Genomic DNA, 18,773 nt, shown 5'->3' on the forward strand with positions numbered 1-18,773 from the left:
ATTTGTGCGTATATTATGCAATAAAAAGGGTGATTGTATGCTTTTCATGGAAACTGAAACCGCCCGGATCAACCGCTTGATTAAGGCGGGGGCTTCCGTAGGGCTGACTGAACTTGAATTCTTTGCCCGTGAAATTGTGGCTTGGGAAAAATCCCCTGAGAGGGAAGAGCAAATCTGTGGGGAAGCCTATTACAACGGGGAACATGACATTTTGAATCGGAAAAGAACCGCCATTGGCCCCGATGGAAAGTTGATCGTGGTGGAGAATCTCCCCAATGCCCAGGTGATTGATAACCAGTATGCAAAGATGGTGGATCAGAAAACCAATTACTTTGTTGGTAAGCCCTTTTCTTTTAGCTGTGACAACAAAAATTATGTTGATATTCTGAACAAGCGGTTTAACGCCGCTTTCCGCCGTACCCTGAAATATGTAGTAGAAGATGCCCTGAACGGCGGTAAAGGCTGGTTGTTCATCCATTACGATGAAAAGGGTGAGCTGTCCTTCAGGCGCTTTCCCGCCTATCAGGTGTTGCCTTTCTGGGCGGATGATGATCATACTATTTTGGATGCCGCCGCCCGATTGTATTTGCAGGAAGTGTGGGATGGCTTTACAAAGAAGATTGTTAAGCGGGTTGAACTTTTCAAACCTGATGGGGTTTACCGGTATATGTTGGAGGGTTCCACGCTGATCCCGGATGTGGAATTGGGGGACTATACCCCATATATCACGGTTAAAACGGGTGAAAAGGTGGAGGGTTATAATTGGGATCGGCTTCCACTGATTGCTTTCAAGTACAACAAAAAGGAAATCCCCCTGATTCACCGGGTAAAATCGTTACAGGATGGGATTAACGCCCTGTTATCTGATTTTGAGAACAACATGGAGGAAAACCCCCGGAATACTATTCTAATCTTGCGGGATTATGATGGTGAAAACCTTGGGGAATTCCGCCGTAACCTTGCGACCTTTGGTGTGGTGAAGGTTCGGGAAAATGGCGGGCTTGAAAGTTTGGCCGTTGTGGTCAATGCTGATAATTATAAGGCAATCTTGGAATTGTTCAAAAAGGCCCTGATCGAAAACGCCAAAGGCTATGATGCCAAAGACGATCGCTTGTCCGGCAATCCAAATCAGATGAATATTCAATCAATGTATTCTGATATTGATTTGGACACAAACGGGATGGAAACCGAGTTCCAGGCCGCTTTTGAACAACTCTTGTGGTTTGTGAATCAGGATTTGAAAACCAAAGGGGCCGGGGATTTTGAACAGGAAGAAGTTACAGTTATTTTCAACCGTGACATTCTAATCAATGAAACTGAGGCTATTGCTAACTGTCAGGCTTCCACTGGTATCATTTCCACGGAAACGATTGTTGAACAGCACCCTTGGACAAAGGATGCTAAAGCAGAAATGGAACGCCTTAAAAAAGAGAAGGAAGAAGCTATGGCTGATTATATGGGCGCTTTCCCACTCAAGCCAAAAGCCGCTTCCAGTGATTCCAATGGGGATCAGGGCGGGGATTAAGGGGAAATTTCCGCCTTTTCCTATGCCGGGGAAATATATAGGTTCAAGGTTTTCACTCCTGGCCTTGGCCGGTGCAATTCCGGCCCCCGGTATTATATGGCGTGTTGGTCAAGAGGTTAAGACACCGCCCTTTCACGGCGGGATCATGGGTTCGATTCCCGTACACGTCACCAATAACACAATAGGAGGGCTGGCCCCGTGAAAAATTCAGAATATTGGCGGGGCCGCTTTTCCATTCTGGAAAACGCCGCCCATATTCAGGCCAATAGATGTATTTCTGACCTGGAAAGAATCTATCAAGAAACTGAACAATCTGTTAGGACTGAGATAGAAAGCTGGTATGAGCGCTTCGCCGCCAACAATGGGGTTAGCCTTTTTGAAGCCAAACGCTTATTGACTACCGGCCAGTTGGAGGAATTCAAGTGGAGTGTGAATCAATACATTCAGGCGGCGCAAAAGGCCAATCTTTCCCCTGAGTGGATCAGAAAGCTAGAAAATGCTTCCACCCGGTTTCATATTGGGCGGCTGGAAGCCATTCAATTACAAATCCAACAGCAGATTGAACTTCTGTACGGAAATCAGCTTGATAGCGTGGACAATCTTCTAAAGGGGATTCTGTCTAATGGCTACACCCATTCTGCCTATGAACTGCAAAAGGGGCTGGGCATGGGATGGGATATCACCGCCTTGGATCAAAGGAAGCTGGAAACTCTGCTTTCAAGGCCCTGGACGGGGGACAAGAAAACCTTTCGGGATAGGTGCTGGGAGCATAAGGCCAATTTGACCACTGGAATTCAAACCGCCTTAACTCAGGGCCTTCTTCGGGGGGACAGTTCCCAGACCATAACGGATGCCGCAAAACACAAGTTTGGTGTTTCCAGATACAAGGCCGGGCGGCTGGTACATACGGAAACAACCTACTTCAACGCCGTTTCAGCTTTGGAAACCTACAAAGATTTAGACGTTGAAGAAATTGAAATTCTTGAAACCTTGGATCGCCTTACCTGTGAGATATGCCGTGATTTGGATGGAAAAGTTATCCCCATATCCCAATATGAACCGGGGGTAACTGTTCCGCCCTTTCACCCCAGTTGCAGGGGAACAACTTGCCCACACTTTGATGATGGGGATTTTGAACGCATTGCCCGGAAGGATAATGGGGAAAAATTCTTTGTCCCGGCCAACATGACTTATTGCCAATGGGAACAGGCTTTTCTCGGTGGAGGATCGAAAAGCGGGTTGACCCCGGTAACTGTTGCGAAAGTGATCCGGGATTACAATTCCGAATTTGGTAAGAAATTTGGAAAAGACCATTATGATCAACTAAGGGATCGTGTGGATGCCTGCGCAAACCCTGACCTTCAGACTGTGTGGGAAAAATATGAAGGCCAAATCAAGGTTGCCGATGCAAACCATAAGGGCGGGGCATACTGTTCAGGTAATAATATTTATCTAAATATTGGATCGGATGCTAAAGGCCGTTCATGGAGCGCCCCCTATGCAACTACCTTCCATGAAAGCGGCCACGCTATTGACGGGTTGACCGCCCACCTTGGAAACGCTAATGGGCAATGGCATTTTTCGTCAACTTATATGGATGGAGCGTTCCCTAAAACTATTAAAGCTGAAGTCGATGATTGGGTTAAATCAGTTCTTTCCGATATGAAGGCCCATCAAACCGACCTTCAATATTTTGTTCAAAAAGGCTGGATGGCACAATCTACGGCGGATTATTACACGGCCTATGGTGGATTCAAAGTAAGAAAGTCTTATGCTTATTCCACTGTTCAAGCTGAAGTGAAATCACTGACCCCGTTGCAATGTGGTGATCTTTCTGATATATTAGAAGGGGCTACCCGTGGAAAGATTGCTTGTGGTATTGGACATGGGGCCGGTTCTTACTGGACAAACCGAACTTCTAATGGGGTTGAGTGGGGGCTTGCAACTGAAGCGTTTGCCGAAATGACTTCTGCAACAATGACTAACCCTGAAAGTTTGGCAACAATCAAAAAATACCTTCCCAAATCTTATGCTATGTATGAGGATATGTTGAAGGTGATTGCAAGTCAGCCTTGAAAGGTGTGATACCATGATTGAACTAATTGAACAATACCTTAACCAGTTCAATGAAAATTTTCCTCTGTATGCCTTAATGGGTGTTGAGGAAGCGGAAATAGAAGCCATTATTCAGGATTGCTTGGACAAGGGAACCCCATACCGGCCACCTGAAATGGATGAAAAAAACCTATACTGATGATTGAACCGCCTACTAAGGCGGTTTTTTCATACCGTTTCGCCGCTTAGAACTGTTTCGGCGGTAAACAGAACGGTTCAAATTCGTGGTTCCTTACCCACGGTAAAAAAGGATTTTGAAAGGAAGGTATCAGCTATGACAAAGGAAAAACTGATGGAAATGGGCCTGACTGAAGAACAGGCAAACAAGGTTATGGAGGGCCTGAACGGTTCCTTTGTGACCAAGACCCGCTTCAATGAGGTAAATGAGGAATTGAAAACGGCCAAGGCCACGATCACTGAACGGGATGGGCAGTTGGAAACCCTGAAGAAATCCGGGGCCGATGCCGCCACCCTTCAGGGACAGATTGCCCAGCTTCAGGCGGACAATGCCCAAAAGGACAAAGACCACGCCGCCGAGATCAAGAAAATCAAGGTTGACAATGCCGTAAAAGAAGCCTTGATTCAGGCAGGGGCTATCAATCCCGCCACCGTTACCCCGCTGTTGGCCGCTTTTCTGGAAAAGGCCGATCTTGCCGATGATGGTACTATCCGGGGGCTGTCGGATGAAATTTCCAAGCTGGCAAAGACGGAAGGCACAAGTTTTCTGTTCAAGACTGCTGATACCTCTACCACTCCAACAGTTTCCGGCGCTTCCCCTGCTGGGGGCGGCACGGTAAACCCCAGCACCAAAGCTGGCGCATATGAAACCCGCTTGACTGATGCCCGGAAGGCCGGAAATGCCGCCCTGGCTGTAGCTATCAAGCGGGAAGCCGCCGCAGATGGTGTTGAACTATTCTAAAATTAAATTCTATTAAAGAAAGGATGTTTGATTTATGCCTAACTCTGTAAATGGCACTGGCAACACTTTTAATCTGCCCAACTTCGCCGGGGAACTGTTTACCGCTTCCCCTACCCGTACCCCGTTTCTGTCCATGATCGGCGGCTTGTCCGGTGGGCGCAAAACCGACAATGACCGGTTCCCTACCGGCCAGTTGTACGAATTCCCCGAACCCGCCCAGCCGGGTATTTCTGAAACGGCTTCCGAAACGGCCCCCGAGGCCACGGCGATTGTGCGTGAACAGAAATACAACGTCACGCAGATTTTCCATGAAACTATTTCCATCACCTACGCCAAACAGGCCAACCGGGGCAAGCTGTCCGGCCTGAATACGGCGGGACAGGCGGCAAACCCCACTTCGGAACTGGATTGGCAGATTGCCCGCCGCCTGGAAAAGATTGCCCGTGATGTGGAACACACTTTCATCAACGGCATTTATGCTGAAGCTACTGCCGCCAATGTGGCGAACAAGACCCGTGGTATGCTGGAACTTTGTTCCACCGGCACCCACATTGACGCTGGCGGCGCTGAGCTGACTGTTGATCTGCTGAAACAGTTGTTCAAGGCCATGGCGGATGCCGGGGCCTTTTTCGGCAACATGGTTCTTTTCTGCGGTTCTGAACAGAAGCAGAGGATCACCAGCCTGTATGAAAAGCAGTTGTCCTATAACGCCCCGGCCCCCCGGAATGTGGGCGGCATGAACATTCAGAAGCTGGAAACAGACTTCTTTGAAATGGGTATCTGCTACAACCCCTTCATGAAGCCCGGCACTTTGGGTGTATTTGATGTTTCTGTGTGCGCTCCGGTATTCCAGGATGTTCCCGGCAAGGGTACATTGTTCCTGGAGGACTTGGCGAAAGTGGGCGCTTCTGACCGCAAGCAGATTTACGGGGAAATCGGCCTTGATCACGGCCCTGCTTTTATGCACGGCACTATTACCGGCCTGAAGGACAGCGGCGCAACCGCCACGGAATAAGGGGAGGAACGCAAGATGTTTACTATTTCTGGAAAACAGAAGTTTGGGGCGGTTTGGCATGATGGGCGCTGTATTGTCCGTTTTACTAAAGGCGTGGCCCATGTGGATAACCCGGAAGATGCCAAATATCTGGAAAGTTTGGGCTACACGGTAGAGGGTCAGCAGATGCCCCAGGAACCGCCCCCGAGTGAACCGGATGGGATTACACCCCCTGCGGACGATCCCGCCCCTGATGGGGCACCGAGCGAACCGGATGGGGATTCCCCCACGCCTGAACCCGAAGAAGTTCCGAAAATGGGTGTGAATTCCCGCCGTGGGCGCAAAGCCAAGTAAGAAAGGCGGGTGAACCCGTTGCGTGAAGATGTTATTTCCCTGTTAAATGCTTTTGGCGTAACGGGGGCGGAGGCTGATCCGCTGATTGATTTTGTCTTGGATTCCGTGGTGGAGCGTGTCAAGAATGAAACCAATCTAAATACAATTCCCGAGGGCTTGAAAAAATTGGCCGTGGAAATGGTCTTGGGGCAATACCTGAGCCTAAAGAAAAACCTTGGGCAGTTAGAGGGCTTCGACCTGGAAGCGGCGGTCAAGCAAATCCAGGAAGGGGACACCAACACGGTTTTTGCCATTGGGGAGGGCAACACTACCCCGGAACAGCGCTTAGACACGCTGATCAACTACCTGATAAATGGGCGAAACCGTGAATTTATCCGGTATAGGAGGGTGGTTTGGTGAACGCACAGAGAAAAGCCCTTGAACGGATGTGGAAAGACCGTTGTACCATCCTTTGCCAAAAGAAGGTGACAAACCCTGATACCAAGTTGACGGATTTTGAAGAAGCTCCGCTTTTGGAAGATGTGCCCTGCAAACTGTCTTTTGAAAAATTAACTTCAACCGATGGTGATAACGTGGCCGCAAAATTTCAAAATGTGAAACTATTCTTGTCACCTGATATTCAGATTCCGGCAGGATGCAAAATCATTGTGAACAGGTTCAATGAAGTTCAGCGAGAGTTTATTTTTTCCCATAGTGGTGAAGCGGGGGTTTTCACCCATCACCAAGAAATATACCTGGAACTTTGGAAAGGGTGGGCCTGATGGCACGATGGGGGAAGGCTGATTTCAAAGAACTGAAAGCCTTGGATGAAAGGCTGGTTCGATTGTCGGAAGTGGATTTTGATACCTTTTGCCGCAAGCTGGCGAAGAACATAGCGGCCCGCCTGTTAAGTCGGGTTAAGAAAAGAACCCCCGTTGGTGTGGCCCCTGAAGGGCTGGGTGCAGACACTCAAGCCAAGTATTGGAGCGGCTACACCGGGGGAACTTTGCGGGATGCCTGGACAATTCTTCCGGTTGAAAAGATCGGGAATGAATATGTTGTAACCGTTATTAACCCCACAAAATATGCCAGTTATGTTGAATACGGCCACCGGCAAAGGCGGGGGCGCTATGTTCCAGCCCTTGGGAAAAGGTTGACTGCTACATGGGTAAAAGGGCAATTCATCATGACGATCGCCGCCCAGGAAGTTGAAAATATGCTTCCGGGCTTAGTGGAACAGAAACTATATTCATTGTTGAAGGATGTGTTCTAATGCTGAATGAGATCATAAAAGGTATTTCAATCAAATTGAACGCCGCCTTTGGTGATGGGTATGAAATCTATGACAAAGATGTTGAACAGGGTTTAACTGAACCCTGTTTTTTCATTGACGTTTTGAAACCCGAGATAACCCCCTTGTTGGGAACCCGTGGTATCAGGCGTAACCCGTTTGATATTCATTACTTTCCCAAGGATTCCAGAGACAATGGCGAAATGTACGCTGTGGCCGAAAGGCTTATGTATGAGTTGGCCTTTATCACTGTTCCTGGCGGGGATCAGCTACGGGGTACAAAAATGGCCTATGAAATTGTGGAGGGTGTTCTTCATTTCTTTGTGAATTACAATCTGACGGTTATCCAACCGCTTGAATGGATTCCAATGGAAACACTGACCACCGATGTTGGCACAAAGAAAGGGTGATTAAATGGCAGTCAACAAAGAGAAAACCGGCCCGGCCACCTTTACGAAAGCCCATATTTTGACTTTCAAAAAGTGCCGGGAACGGCGTGATCTGCTGTCCGTCCTGTTGGAGGATGGTAAGGAATACACCATTGATCAGGTTGATTCCCTGATCAATGAGTTCATGAAACCCAAAGGGAAAGGTAAGGTGAAGTAACTATGGCCCTTGGCGGCGGTACATTCTTAGTTCAAAACAAAATCCTTCCCGGCGCTTATATCAACTTCATTTCCGTGGCATATGCAAGCGCCACCCTGTCAGATCGTGGGGTTGCTACTATCCCGCTGAGTATGGAGTGGGGGCCGGAAGGCAGGGTGTTCACTGTGGAATTGGCTGAATTCCTGAAAGAAAGTCAGAAAATCTTCGGGTATGCCTATACCGCTGATGAACTGCTTCCCATGCGTGAGATTTTCAAACACGCCAAAAAGGTTCACTTCTTCCGGCTGAACATGGGCGGCAAAAAGGCCGCTAACACGTTTGCTACGGCGAAATATCCCGGCGCACGGGGTAATGATCTGCGGATCGTGATTGAAGCCAATGAGAACAGCACCGAGGAAAAGCCGCTTTATGATGTGGGCACATACCTTGGCACCGTTCAGGTGGATTACCAGGAAGCTATTTCTGTTGTAGCTGATTTGCAGGCCAATGATTTTGTGGACTGGAACAAAGACGCAACATTGGCGCTGACCGCGACCATGCCTTTGACTGGCGGCGAAACCGGGGCGGTGGAGGATGCCGCCTATCAGACATACCTTGACCAGATGGAAAGCTATACCTACAACGCTATGGGGTGTACGTCTACCAATAAGGTGATCAAGGGTCTGTTTTCCGCCTATAATCAGCGGATGCGGGATGAAGTGGGCAAGAAGTGTCAAGTGGTGGTGTTCAATCACCTTGCCGATTATGAAGGCGTGGTAAGCGTCAAAAACGGGTTGGAGGGTGATAAGGAAAACCCGGCTTTGATTGCCTGGACAACCGGGGTTGTCGGCGGCACTGAGGTAAACAAGTCGGCCACCAACATGAAGTATGATGGCGAATACACCATTGATACTGACTACACCCAGACCCAGCTTGAAAACGGGATTAAGGAAGGCTCTTGGATGTTCCATGTGGTGGATGATAAAGTTGTGGTATTAACCGATATCAACACCTTTGTTTCCATCACGGATGAAAAATCCCCGGACTTTTCCAGCAACCAGACGATCCGGGTTCTGGATCAGATCGCCAATGATATTGCGGTTCTGTTTGCCAACAAGTATATTGGCAAGGTTCCCAATGATGAATCTGGCCGGTTGAGCCTGTGGCGGGATATCACCAAGCATCATGAACAGCTTCAGCAGATCAGGGCGATTGAAAATTTCAACCCTGAAGATGTGACAGTAGAAAAAGGCGATACCAAAAAGGTGGTAGTGGTAACGGACTATGTTTCCCCCATAAACGCTATGGAACAGCTTTACATGACTGTTTGGGTACAGTAAGAAAGGGGGAATAAACTATGAATGGCAACGGTACACCGATCATGCACGCAAGGGACGCTATTTCCGCTTCCTTGGCTGAGTGCTTTGTCACCATTGAGGGCAACCGGTATAATTTCATGCAGATGATTAACCTGGAAGCCAACTTTGAAAAGACAAAGAGCGAAGTCCCCATTTTGGGCAAACCCGGCAAGGGCAATAAATCCACCGGTTGGAAAGGCACCGGAAGCGCCACCATGCACTATAACAGTTCTATCATGAGGGAACTGTTTGTTCGCTACAAGGAAACCGGGCAGGATATCTATTTTGATATCCAAGTCACCAATGAAGATCCCACTTCTACGGTTGGGCGGCAAACTGTTATCTTGGTTGACTGCAACCTGGACGGCGGCACACTGGCACATTTTGATGCTGATGCGGAATATCTGGATGAGGATATGGACTTCACCTTTGAGGATTTCCAGATGCCCGAAAAGTTCACTATGCTGGAAGGCATGATGTAAAGGAGCGGCCCCGGCCCTGCTGTCAAGTCGGGCCGGGTATAATTTTTTCATAATAAGGAGTAATGTTCTATGGCGAACAAGGTCACGGTTCTTAATAATGATCTTTCCGCTTTTATGGCTGAAAATGCCATTAAGGTGGAAAATATCAAGTTTGTACCTTCCGCCCGGTTTCTTTCCAAAGAGATTGATTCCAAAACCGGCGAAAGGAAACCTATGGAATGGGAAATCAAGACTATCACAAGCGAGGAAGATGAAACCCTGCGGAAATCGTGTAGCAAAAAGGTTCCGATTTCCGGTAAGCGCGGCCAGTATCAGAGGGAAACCGATTTTGATGCCTATTTGGGCAAGCTGGCGGTTGCCTGTACTGTATTCCCCAACCTGAACGATGCCGCCCTTCAGGACAGCTACAAAGTTATGGGTGCTGATACCCTACTGAAAACGATGCTGACCCCCGGCGAATACGCCGATTATCTGGCGAAGGTTCAGGAGGTTTGTGGTTTTGACACAACCCTTCAGGATGAGGTAGACGAAGCAAAAAACTCATAAATGAAGGTGATCCAGAAAGCGTTATCGCCTACTATTGCCTTCATAAACTCCATTTACTCCCTTCTGAATATTTGAATTTGCCACGGCGGGAAAAGGCGTTTGTTATAGCAGCTGTGGAAATCAAAATGGAAAGGGACAAAAAGCGCCAAAAAGAACTTGAACGCAAGCGTAACCGAAAACATTAAAAATGGGTGGTGGAATTGATCAATGGCTACAATCAAAACGGCCTTACGCCTTTACGATGGAGTTACGGCCCCATTACAGAGTATGCACCAGGCCATGAACATTGTATTGAGTAGCTTTGAATCTATGCAACAGGCTTCAGGCAATTCCGTTGATGTTTCCGCTATCCAAGATGCCCGTGAAGAACTTGCCCGAGCCGGAGCCGCCTTTGATACAATCGAAGATAATATCCGGCAAGCCGATCATGAACAGCAAAGATTTAATAATGATGTGCGTGGCGGATCGTCCGCCGCCAATGACCTGATGGGCAAAATAAAGGGGATTGTTGCCGCCCTAGGAGCGGCCCAAGGGCTGAAAAAAGCCGTTGATTTGTCTGATCAGGTGGTAAGCACGAAAGCACGGTTAAATGTGCTAGTGGACGATGGCGGGAGCCTTTCCGAGTTGGAGGGGGAAATAATGGCTTCCGCCCAGCGTTCACGATCCGCCTATTTCAGTGTGGCGGATGCCGTTTCCAAATTGGGAAACAATGCGGGAGAAGCCTTTGGAAACAACATGGATCAAATCATTGCTTTTTCCGAGTTGGTGAACAAGCAATTTGTTCTGAGCGGCGCAACCGCACAAGAACAAGCCGCCGCAATGCTTCAGCTAACCCAAGCTATGGGTTCTGGCGTGTTGCGGGGTGATGAACTTAATTCAATCTTTGAGCAAGCCCCCGGCCTGATTAGAAACATTGCAGATTATATGGGCGTTTCAGTCGGTCAAATACGGGAACTTGCTTCTGAGGGGGAAATTACCGCCAATATCGTAAAAAACGCTATGTTTTCTGCGGCGGATGAAATAAACGCAAAATTTGACCAAATGCCTAAAACCTGGGGCCAGATATGGACTTCTATGCAGAATCAGGCCCTTTCCGCTTTTGAACCCGTTTTAATCAAGATAAATGAGATGTTCAACAGCGCACAATTCCAGCAAGTAGCAGATGGCATTATTGCCGCCCTTTCAAATATAGCTATGGCCGCTTCAAATGTTCTGGATTTCATGATTATGGCCGCTTCATTCATCATAGATAATTGGAGTTGGATAAGTCCCATTTTTTATGGTGTTGCGGCGGCTGTGATTGCTTATCAGGTTGCCAGCCTTGCGGCGGCGGCCGCACAAGCTATTTTGAATGGTGTTATGTTTATGTCACCTATGATGCAATACGCATTGATCATAGGTGGTGTAGTTGCGGCGGTTATGCTACTGACTGAAGTTTTCGGTTCTTTGGGTGATGCTATCATGGTAGTATCAGCGGCGGTTTTCGTTCTGAATATGGCCCTGAACGCCAACCCTATTATAGCTATCGCTTCAGCGATTTTGTTTGTAATTGGCCTGTTTGTAAAGTGGGCTGAAACCGTTGGCGGCTTTAGAATTGTATGGCTGATTGTGGTGGATGCCATTTTGACCGCTTGGGACAATCTGAAAATTGGCTTCTGGACTGGCGTTTTTTGGGTTCAAAATTTGCTCGATAGTATGTCAATGTCTTTCGCTATTGCCGGGGCTAATATTTCCGGTTTTATCGGGGATATGAAGGTAAATGTGCTAAGTATTCTTCAGGCTATGGTGAACGGGGCTATTGACTTGATCAATGCCTTTATTAACGCTGTTAGTAGTATTCCAGGGGTATCAATCCCCCCAATCCAGCACGTCACTTTTGCCGCCACAGCGGCCATTGAAAACACTATGAGTAAAATAACCAGTGGAGCGGCACTAGGGGCCAAGGCGGGGCAAATTGCCCTAAATAAAGGCAACCGTGCTGGTACTCTGGCAGATATGCGCGCCCAAGCTGATGCCGATCATGCTTCAAGGCAGATGAATATAAAAATATCGCAAATCAACGGCCAAATCAAAAATGGCATGGATGCTTTGGCCGATAATGCAAAGGGCGCACTATCTCAGTATACCAACATGGGCGGTGGTATGGCCGGTATAGGGGATGTAGGGGCATATTCTGGCGGCGGTTCTGGGCTGGGCAATGATGTTGGTGGGATCGCCGGTGATACTGCCGCTATGCGGGATTCCTTGGATATCGCTGAAGAAGATTTGCAATATTTACGGGACATTGCAGAACGTGAAGTTATCAACCGTTTCACTACTGCTGAAATCACAGTTGAACAACAGAACACCAACTATATTGACCAAGATACTGATCTGGATGGGATAATGGATGCCTGGGCCTATGACTTTGGGGAAAAACTGGAAATCTCTGAGGAAGGGGTGCATACCTGATGGCTTACAAGATGTATATGGATGATGTTCTCATACCCATTACCCCTAAAAAGGTTCAGATGAAAATCAACAATCAAAATAAGTCTTTGACATTGATAGGCGGTGAGGAAATTAACATTCTCAAAAGCGCCGGTTTAACTGATGTTACATTTGACCTGTTACTTCCCCAAGTTCCTTACCCCTTTGCGGCTTCCCCTGAAAAGGCTGAATACTACTTGAACAAGTTTGAAAAGCTGAAAACAAGTAAACAGCCTTTTCAGTGGATTCTTAACCGGCAAATGCCCAAAGGGGCAAAGCTGTTTTACACCAACTTAACTGTTTCTCTGGAAGATTATCAAATTGTTGATGATGCCAGTGAAGGATTTGATATAACAGTCAAGGTGAACTTAAAACAATATAGGAACTATGGGACAAAGACTGTAACGATCAAAGAGCCTGAAAAGCCCGCTGAAAAGCCAAAGGCAACAGTAAAACCAGCGCCCAGGCCAGCGCCTACGCCCCCAAAGCCAAAGACATACACGGTCAAGGCGGGGGATTGTCTTTGGAACATAGCCAAAAAACATTTGGGGGATGGGAGCCGATGGCCGGAAATATATAACTTGAACAAAGATAAAATCAAAAATCCAAATTTGATTTACGGGGGGCAAGTGTTGACCATGCCTTCCTGATAGGGGGTGTTCACTTGTCAGTTGAACTTCTGATTCAGCATGGCAAAACAATTCAATATCCTGTGGTAGAGGAAGGGGCACAAGTTTCTTGGGAGCGAAAGGGAACCCCCGGCAAGCTGACCTTCACCGTGGTTAAATGTGCGGGCCTGAATTTTCAAGAGGGTGATCCGGTAAGGTTATCAGTAGATGGGAAGCCATTCTTCTATGGATTCGTATTCACGAAAAAGAGAACCCCCAAACAGCCTACTATTGATGTTACCGTCTATGATCAATTACGTTACCTAAAAAACAAAGACACCATCACGGAAGAAGGGCTAAAGGCTTCCGATCTGATAAAAAGGATAGGTACAGATTTCAGGTTGAACCTTGGCACCATTGAAGATACAGGGTATACCATTGAAGCAGTGGTGGAAGAAAACCAAACCCTGTTTGACATGATCCAAAATGCCCTGGATGAAACCTTAACCAACACAAAAAAACTTTTCGTTCTCTATGACGATGCCGGAAAGCTGACCCTAAAAAATATCAATTCCATGAAAGTTGGACTACTGATAGATAAAGATACCGGTGAAACATTTGATTATGAATCAAGCATTGATGTTCAGACCTATAACAAAATCAAGCTATCCTATAATAATGAGGAAACCGGTAAACGGGAACTATTCATAGCCCAAGACGGGGCAAAGATGAACCAATGGGGTGTTTTGCAATACTTTGAGGACACCAAAACAAAGACCGGGGCCAGCGCCAAAGCGGATGCTCTTTTGAAACTTTATAATCAAAAGACCCGCAAACTGTCTATAAAGAACGCTTTTGGAGATGTACGGATCAGGGCGGGAAGTTCATTAGCTGTGGCTTTGGATTTGGGGGATATCATTACCAATAACTTCATGGTGGTGGATTCCGTCAAGCATACGTTCAAAGGGGATGAACATTTCATGGATTTGAATTTGATCGGGGGTGAATTTATTGCCTAATGCTGTGGACTTAGTAAAACAAGCCGCTGTGCAAGCGGTTGATGCAAGCAAGCCGGTTCATATGGTATTTGGTCAAGTAATTTCTGTTTCCCCGTTGAAGATTCAGGTGGATCAAAAATCCATATACACCCAAAAAATGTTGGTGCTGTCCCGGAATGTGACTGATTTTGACGTTGATATTTCAGTAAGCCATTTAACTGAAAACCGTGCGGGCGGTTCTGGTGATCCGGCTTTCGCTTCTCATAATCACAACTATCAGGGTAGAAAAAGGATAAAAATTCACAATGCTTTGGTGAAAGATGATTGGGTTGTGATGGCCCGGATTCAAGGCGGCAAACGATTTGTTGTGCTTGACCGGATAAAGCCCATACCTGAAAAAGAACTGAAAGGGGAATGGATATGATCCCGCAAACTGGGGATGATCTGCAACTGGATTTTGAGATTGAAACCTTGCCCAGCCTGACCCCCAAAATGAATCATAACACCTTGACCATTGCAGGACTGATTGATCAAAGGAAAGCTGTTGAACAAGCTGTTTTCCTGATTTTGAATACAGAAAGATATCAATGGCTGATTCACTCTTGGGATTATGGTGTTGAACTGCATAACCTGATCGGCAAAGATGTTGAATACTGTATTCCTGAAATTGAACGGCGGATCAGGGAAGCGCTTCTTCAGGATGATAGGATAACTGCCGTTGAACAGTTTGAATTTGAAGTGAACAAGAAACAAATCCATGTAACTTTCCATGTGATCAGCATTTTCAGCGAATTTGATTCAGAATTGGAGGTTGATATTTGATGTATGAAAATATCACCTATGAAGAATTAGTCAAAAGGATGATGGATCGGGCGCTTGCGTCCAATAAAAATTTGGATAGCCGGGAAGGTTCAATTCTGTGGTTGGCAGAAGCCCCAGCCGCCGTGGAATTACAAAATCTTTATATTGCCCTTGACAATATTCTGCAAGAAACTTTTGCGGACACGGCCAGCCGGGATTATCTCATTCTAAGAGCAAGAGAACGGGGGCTTTCCCCTTTACCTGCTACTGCCGCTGTTCTGGAAATGACCATCACCCCGGATGATCTGATCCTAGAAATGGGAGAGCGCTTTTCCATTGGGGAGTTAAACTATTATGTTTCCAAAAACAATGGGGGCGGGGTGTATGAAATCACCTGTGAAACTTTGGGGGAAATTGGGAATGAGTATGGCCCAACAGTAATTCCCATTGAATATGTGGAGGGGTTGGAAACGTGCCAAATAACCGCCCGCCTGATTCCCGGTGAGGACGAAGAAGATACTGAGGTTTTTCGCCAAAGGTACTTTGACAGCTTAAACCTTCAGGCGTTTGGCGGCAACCGTGCTGACTATCTGCAAAAGGTGAACGCTATCCCCGGTATAGGAGGTGTGAAGGTTTATCCCGCATGGAACAGTAATATTCCCCCGGCTGAACTGATTCCCCCAGCAGAAGCGGAAGAATGGATCAGCGGCCTTGCCAATGTCCCGCCCAATATAAAAACTTGGCTAAGTGTGGTGCATCATGCCGGGTTGAACAAGCTGTTGACTGTGGGCGGTACTGTCAAGCTGGTAATCATTGATTCCACCTTTTCCCCGCCTTCAGAAACTTTGGTGGATCAGGTTCAGACCGCGCTAGACCCCACACAAAATGCCGGTGAAGGCGTTGGGATCGCTCCAATCGGCCATGTTGTCAACGTGTTCCCGGTTGCCGGCGAAACCCTGAATTTATCCTTTTCCCTTTACTATCAGAGGGAATGGAGTTGGGAAGCGGTCAAGCCCTATGTGGAAGAAGCGGTAAAGGGGTATTTTGGGGAACTGGCCCAATCATGGGCTGATCAGGAAGAAGCGCTGATTGTCCGGGTCAGTCAACTGGAAAGCCGCTTGTTGGGGGTGGAGGGAATTGTGGATGTGGCTAATACCACCATAAATGATCAAGCTGGGAATTATACGCTTCCCCTTGATACTATCCCAATTATGGGCGAACTGAGCGCAACAACGGCCACGATTGTTGGAACATAAGAGGGTGAATACATGGAAAGAAAACTGATAAATTATTTACCCTATGTGGTGCGGGAATTTGCAGAGTTTCAGGGAATTACAACCGGGGAACAACTGGAATTTGAATTAGCCTGGGATTCTACCCAAGAAGTATTTGATAATCAATTCATTGATACCGCTTTAGACTACGGCTTAAAGCGCTGGGAAAAGATGCTGGGCATATTCCCCAAGGGCACTGATACTTTGGAAACCCGGCGAGCGCGGATAAAAACAAAGCTGAATAATTTTGCGCCCTATTCTTTCCGTGTGTTGGTTCAAATGCTTACTTCCATAGCCAACGGTTCGCCTTTTGAAGTTACTCTTGATCCCGGAACTTACCTGTTAAAAATAACCGCCCATTGGGGCGATGAAGGTAAAATAGAAAGTTTGGCCTATTTAGTCAAGTATATTGTGCCTTGCAATATAGCGGTCAGTTCTGCAAATCAGCTTTTATGTGTTGCAGATGGGTTAATACCTATTACGGGTGTATCACAAGTTGTGAACACCTTTTTTGTAACAAATGACAGCAAAGAAAACCATGGAAGCGCTGGATTCTTGACCCATCGGGGCGGGGTATCGGGTTCCGCCATGGTGACAATCACAAATGATTTCAATGAAAACCGCAGTATTACCGGATCGGTGATAAATGGCGGCAAACCGGTAACAGCGGAATTTATTGAGATAAAATCAAATGAAGGAAGGTTTGATAATGGCTGAGTATTCAAAGCTAGTCCTTACCAAAAAGGGGCTGGGACTGATCAACAAAATGCTGGCCGGACAGGCGCAGGATGTTGATTTTACCAAAATAGTTGCTTCAGCGGCAAAATATACCGTGGAAGAACTTGAAGATTTGGCTGAACTCCCTGAGATTATGCAGGAAGCGGAAATATCCCGTAAAACACAGACAAACGCCGTATCCCTGAAAGTGGAAACGGCGTTTTCCAATGAGGAATTAACCGTGGGATACCCCATGAATGTACTGGGATTGTATGCGGTTGATCCTGATGAAGGTGAAATTCTGTATGCCGCCGCTACGGAAATTTCAGGTAAAGACTGCTATATGCCCCCGTACAATGGGATTACTGTTTCCGGGGCCTATATCCAGCTTGTTACCACGGTTGGCAATGCCGATAACGTCAACTTAGAGGTCAACCCCAGTGTATATGCAACTATAGGAGATATCCAAGAGTTGCGGAAACTCATTGGGGATATTCAGGCTTTCATTGGCATGGACGGTAGCGAAGGCGGCTGGGGCAAGGATATCCGGGAACACATGGAAAATCAAGAAAATCCCCATAACGTGACTGCCGCACAGATTGATTATGAGGGCAAGCCCCTGACCGCATTTCTCAAGAGCCTGGAAGAAGTCACCAACACAGACCGGGCCATTCAGAATATTCCCACACAGTATGGGACACTGACCTATACCGGGGAAGAACAGGCGCTTGTGCTGAATGGCTACGATGCCGCTACAATCCTTCTGACAGGCGTTACAAAGGCCACGGAAGCCGGGGAGTATAAAGCCTTGGCAACCCCGAAACACCCCCATTATTGGGGCGCTGACGGCTCTACAGACACAAAGGAAATCACCTGGACGATTGGACGCAAGCCGGTTGAAATGCCCACGCAGACCAACAGCCTGATTTATACCGGCGAGGAACAGGCCCCCACGTTTGAAGGCATACAGGCCGATATTATGAGCCTGGGCGGGGAACTGAGCGGCACCGATGCCGGGACGTATACCGCAACGGTGGAGTTGAACAACAATTATCAGTGGCCGGACGGTTCCCATGGTACACTGAACCTGGAATGGGAGATCGCCCGGATCACTCTGGAAACGGTACCCGCGCAAGATGTGCCGCTTACCTATACCGGGGCAGAGCAAAGCCCGGCCTGGAATGGGTTTGACGGGGACAAAATGACAATGACCGGCCCCACAAGCGCAACGGGGGCAGGCAGTTATACGGTGGGGGTTACCCCTGGCCCGAACTATCAGTGGCCGGATGGCACCAATACCACCAAAGAAGTGATGTGGACGATTGCAAAGGCCCCCGGTAATGTATCGCTGAATAAAACCACCATTGAACTGAGGGCTTCAGCAATGAGCGCCCTTATAGCGGTTACCCGTGCGGGTGATGGTGCAATTTCCGCAAGTTCCAGCAATCCGGCGGTTGCTACGGTAAGCGTAACTGATAACATGGTGACGGTTACGGCCAAAAACAAAGGTAGCGCTACAATCACCATCAATGTTGCAGAGGGCACCAACCACACGGCCCCGGAAAGCAAGACCGCAAGTGTAACAGTTACCTTGCCTACTGCTACGCTGAAAGATAATAGCTGGGCCACGGTGCAGGACGTGGCGGCCTCGGGCAATGCCGCTAATTATTGGAGCGTGGGCGATACGAAAAATATCACTATAAATGGCAAAGTGGGGAATTTCACCTTTGCGAATTTAGCCGTCCAGACCTATATTAT

The 18,773-nt window shown here is 47.5% G+C and carries 22 protein-coding genes and 1 tRNA gene; all 23 read left to right on the top strand.

Annotated features, from left to right (window positions below; genetic code table 11):
- Positions 1 to 46: 46 nt before the first annotated feature.
- Positions 47 to 1,525, top strand: a complete 1,479-nt coding sequence (locus tag U8U01_RS03265; protein ID WP_160643779.1) for a phage portal protein — start codon at positions 47 to 49, stop codon at positions 1,523 to 1,525.
- A gap of 98 nt (positions 1,526 to 1,623) precedes the next feature.
- Positions 1,624 to 1,698: transfer RNA gene (locus U8U01_RS03270), tRNA-Glu, on the top strand.
- 25 nt (positions 1,699 to 1,723) lie between these two features.
- Positions 1,724 to 3,601, top strand: a complete 1,878-nt coding sequence (locus U8U01_RS03275; protein WP_322170303.1) for a minor capsid protein — start codon at positions 1,724 to 1,726, stop codon at positions 3,599 to 3,601.
- A gap of 13 nt (positions 3,602 to 3,614) precedes the next feature.
- Positions 3,615 to 3,779, top strand: coding sequence for a hypothetical protein (locus U8U01_RS03280; protein WP_160643730.1), 165 nt, complete (start codon positions 3,615 to 3,617; stop codon positions 3,777 to 3,779).
- Between the two features lie 135 nt (positions 3,780 to 3,914).
- Positions 3,915 to 4,559 (top strand): phage scaffolding protein, encoded by a 645-nt coding sequence (locus U8U01_RS03285; protein WP_160643728.1) that lies wholly within the window; start codon positions 3,915 to 3,917, stop codon positions 4,557 to 4,559.
- Positions 4,560 to 4,593: 34 nt separating this feature from the next.
- Positions 4,594 to 5,574 carry an SU10 major capsid protein gene (locus U8U01_RS03290; protein ID WP_160643726.1) on the top strand — a complete coding sequence of 327 codons (981 nt, stop codon included), beginning with the start codon at positions 4,594 to 4,596 and terminating at the stop codon, positions 5,572 to 5,574.
- Positions 5,575 to 5,589: 15 nt separating this feature from the next.
- A complete protein-coding gene (locus U8U01_RS03295; RefSeq protein ID WP_160643724.1) occupies positions 5,590 to 5,907 on the top strand; it encodes a hypothetical protein in 318 nt (105 codons plus the stop codon).
- Between the two features lie 9 nt (positions 5,908 to 5,916).
- The gene (locus tag U8U01_RS03300; protein WP_322170310.1) at positions 5,917 to 6,306 is read left to right on the top strand and encodes a hypothetical protein; all 390 of its coding nucleotides are present in this window, start codon (positions 5,917 to 5,919) and stop codon (positions 6,304 to 6,306) included.
- Positions 6,303 to 6,668 (top strand): hypothetical protein, encoded by a 366-nt coding sequence (locus U8U01_RS03305; RefSeq protein ID WP_322170313.1) that lies wholly within the window; start codon positions 6,303 to 6,305, stop codon positions 6,666 to 6,668. The genes U8U01_RS03300 and U8U01_RS03305 overlap by 4 nt, the downstream gene beginning before the upstream one ends.
- Positions 6,668 to 7,159: an HK97 gp10 family phage protein gene (locus U8U01_RS03310; RefSeq protein WP_161880188.1), complete on the top strand. Its 492-nt coding sequence runs from the start codon at positions 6,668 to 6,670 to the stop codon at positions 7,157 to 7,159. The genes U8U01_RS03305 and U8U01_RS03310 overlap by 1 nt, the downstream gene beginning before the upstream one ends.
- Positions 7,159 to 7,587, top strand: a complete 429-nt coding sequence (locus tag U8U01_RS03315) for a phage tail terminator family protein (RefSeq protein WP_161880185.1) — start codon at positions 7,159 to 7,161, stop codon at positions 7,585 to 7,587. Before U8U01_RS03310 ends, U8U01_RS03315 begins: the two co-directional genes overlap by 1 nt.
- A gap of 4 nt (positions 7,588 to 7,591) precedes the next feature.
- Entirely contained in the window at positions 7,592 to 7,783 is a 192-nt protein-coding gene (locus tag U8U01_RS03320; protein WP_161880186.1) for a hypothetical protein, read from the top strand.
- Positions 7,784 to 7,785: 2 nt separating this feature from the next.
- A complete protein-coding gene (locus tag U8U01_RS03325; RefSeq protein ID WP_322170320.1) occupies positions 7,786 to 9,102 on the top strand; it encodes a phage tail sheath C-terminal domain-containing protein in 1,317 nt (438 codons plus the stop codon).
- A 17-nt stretch (positions 9,103 to 9,119) separates the two neighbouring features.
- Positions 9,120 to 9,602: a phage tail tube protein gene (locus U8U01_RS03330; protein ID WP_322170323.1), complete on the top strand. Its 483-nt coding sequence runs from the start codon at positions 9,120 to 9,122 to the stop codon at positions 9,600 to 9,602.
- Between the two features lie 69 nt (positions 9,603 to 9,671).
- Entirely contained in the window at positions 9,672 to 10,148 is a 477-nt protein-coding gene (locus tag U8U01_RS03335; protein WP_322170326.1) for a phage tail assembly chaperone, read from the top strand.
- Between the two features lie 279 nt (positions 10,149 to 10,427).
- Positions 10,428 to 12,599 (top strand): tape measure protein, encoded by a 2,172-nt coding sequence (locus U8U01_RS03340; RefSeq protein ID WP_322170328.1) that lies wholly within the window; start codon positions 10,428 to 10,430, stop codon positions 12,597 to 12,599.
- Positions 12,599 to 13,267: a LysM peptidoglycan-binding domain-containing protein gene (locus U8U01_RS03345; RefSeq protein ID WP_322170331.1), complete on the top strand. Its 669-nt coding sequence runs from the start codon at positions 12,599 to 12,601 to the stop codon at positions 13,265 to 13,267. The genes U8U01_RS03340 and U8U01_RS03345 overlap by 1 nt, the downstream gene beginning before the upstream one ends.
- A 14-nt stretch (positions 13,268 to 13,281) precedes the next feature.
- Entirely contained in the window at positions 13,282 to 14,244 is a 963-nt protein-coding gene (locus U8U01_RS03350) for an XkdQ/YqbQ family protein (protein ID WP_160643722.1), read from the top strand.
- A gap of 4 nt (positions 14,245 to 14,248) precedes the next feature.
- Positions 14,249 to 14,647 carry a DUF2577 domain-containing protein gene (locus U8U01_RS03355; protein ID WP_322170333.1) on the top strand — a complete coding sequence of 133 codons (399 nt, stop codon included), beginning with the start codon at positions 14,249 to 14,251 and terminating at the stop codon, positions 14,645 to 14,647.
- Positions 14,638 to 15,045 carry a DUF2634 domain-containing protein gene (locus U8U01_RS03360; RefSeq protein ID WP_322170336.1) on the top strand — a complete coding sequence of 136 codons (408 nt, stop codon included), beginning with the start codon at positions 14,638 to 14,640 and terminating at the stop codon, positions 15,043 to 15,045. The genes U8U01_RS03355 and U8U01_RS03360 overlap by 10 nt, the downstream gene beginning before the upstream one ends.
- Entirely contained in the window at positions 15,045 to 16,280 is a 1,236-nt protein-coding gene (locus U8U01_RS03365) for a baseplate J/gp47 family protein (protein ID WP_322170369.1), read from the top strand. The genes U8U01_RS03360 and U8U01_RS03365 overlap by 1 nt, the downstream gene beginning before the upstream one ends.
- 12 nt (positions 16,281 to 16,292) lie before the next feature.
- On the top strand, positions 16,293 to 17,015 hold the full coding sequence (locus U8U01_RS03370; protein WP_322170339.1) for a putative phage tail protein: 723 nt from the start codon (positions 16,293 to 16,295) through the stop codon (positions 17,013 to 17,015).
- A partial coding sequence (locus U8U01_RS03375; RefSeq protein WP_322170342.1) for an Ig-like domain-containing protein occupies positions 17,008 to 18,773 on the top strand: 1,766 nt, incomplete at its 3' end. The genes U8U01_RS03370 and U8U01_RS03375, both read left to right, overlap by 8 nt.

The organism is Acutalibacter caecimuris (assembly GCF_034335085.1).
GTDB lineage: Bacteria > Bacillota > Clostridia > Oscillospirales > Acutalibacteraceae > Acutalibacter > Acutalibacter caecimuris.

What these genes read in the sequence shown, in the direction of transcription:
- U8U01_RS03325 (WP_322170320.1), top strand. Translation starts at nt 7,786, where the DNA reads ATGGCCCTTGGCGGCGGTACATTCTTAGTTCAAAACAAAATCCTTCCC.
- U8U01_RS03290 (WP_160643726.1), top strand. Translation starts at nt 4,594, where the DNA reads ATGCCTAACTCTGTAAATGGCACTGGCAACACTTTTAATCTGCCCAAC.
- U8U01_RS03365 (WP_322170369.1), top strand. Translation starts at nt 15,045, where the DNA reads ATGTATGAAAATATCACCTATGAAGAATTAGTCAAAAGGATGATGGAT.
- U8U01_RS03360 (WP_322170336.1), top strand. Translation starts at nt 14,638, where the DNA reads ATGGATATGATCCCGCAAACTGGGGATGATCTGCAACTGGATTTTGAG.
- U8U01_RS03320 (WP_161880186.1), top strand. Translation starts at nt 7,592, where the DNA reads ATGGCAGTCAACAAAGAGAAAACCGGCCCGGCCACCTTTACGAAAGCC.
- U8U01_RS03370 (WP_322170339.1), top strand. Translation starts at nt 16,293, where the DNA reads ATGGAAAGAAAACTGATAAATTATTTACCCTATGTGGTGCGGGAATTT.
- U8U01_RS03345 (WP_322170331.1), top strand. Translation starts at nt 12,599, where the DNA reads ATGGCTTACAAGATGTATATGGATGATGTTCTCATACCCATTACCCCT.
- U8U01_RS03285 (WP_160643728.1), top strand. Translation starts at nt 3,915, where the DNA reads ATGACAAAGGAAAAACTGATGGAAATGGGCCTGACTGAAGAACAGGCA.
- U8U01_RS03335 (WP_322170326.1), top strand. Translation starts at nt 9,672, where the DNA reads ATGGCGAACAAGGTCACGGTTCTTAATAATGATCTTTCCGCTTTTATG.
- U8U01_RS03295 (WP_160643724.1), top strand. Translation starts at nt 5,590, where the DNA reads ATGTTTACTATTTCTGGAAAACAGAAGTTTGGGGCGGTTTGGCATGAT.
- U8U01_RS03310 (WP_161880188.1), top strand. Translation starts at nt 6,668, where the DNA reads ATGGCACGATGGGGGAAGGCTGATTTCAAAGAACTGAAAGCCTTGGAT.
- U8U01_RS03330 (WP_322170323.1), top strand. Translation starts at nt 9,120, where the DNA reads ATGAATGGCAACGGTACACCGATCATGCACGCAAGGGACGCTATTTCC.
- U8U01_RS03315 (WP_161880185.1), top strand. Translation starts at nt 7,159, where the DNA reads ATGCTGAATGAGATCATAAAAGGTATTTCAATCAAATTGAACGCCGCC.
- U8U01_RS03280 (WP_160643730.1), top strand. Translation starts at nt 3,615, where the DNA reads ATGATTGAACTAATTGAACAATACCTTAACCAGTTCAATGAAAATTTT.
- U8U01_RS03340 (WP_322170328.1), top strand. Translation starts at nt 10,428, where the DNA reads ATGAACATTGTATTGAGTAGCTTTGAATCTATGCAACAGGCTTCAGGC.
- U8U01_RS03265 (WP_160643779.1), top strand. Translation starts at nt 47, where the DNA reads ATGGAAACTGAAACCGCCCGGATCAACCGCTTGATTAAGGCGGGGGCT.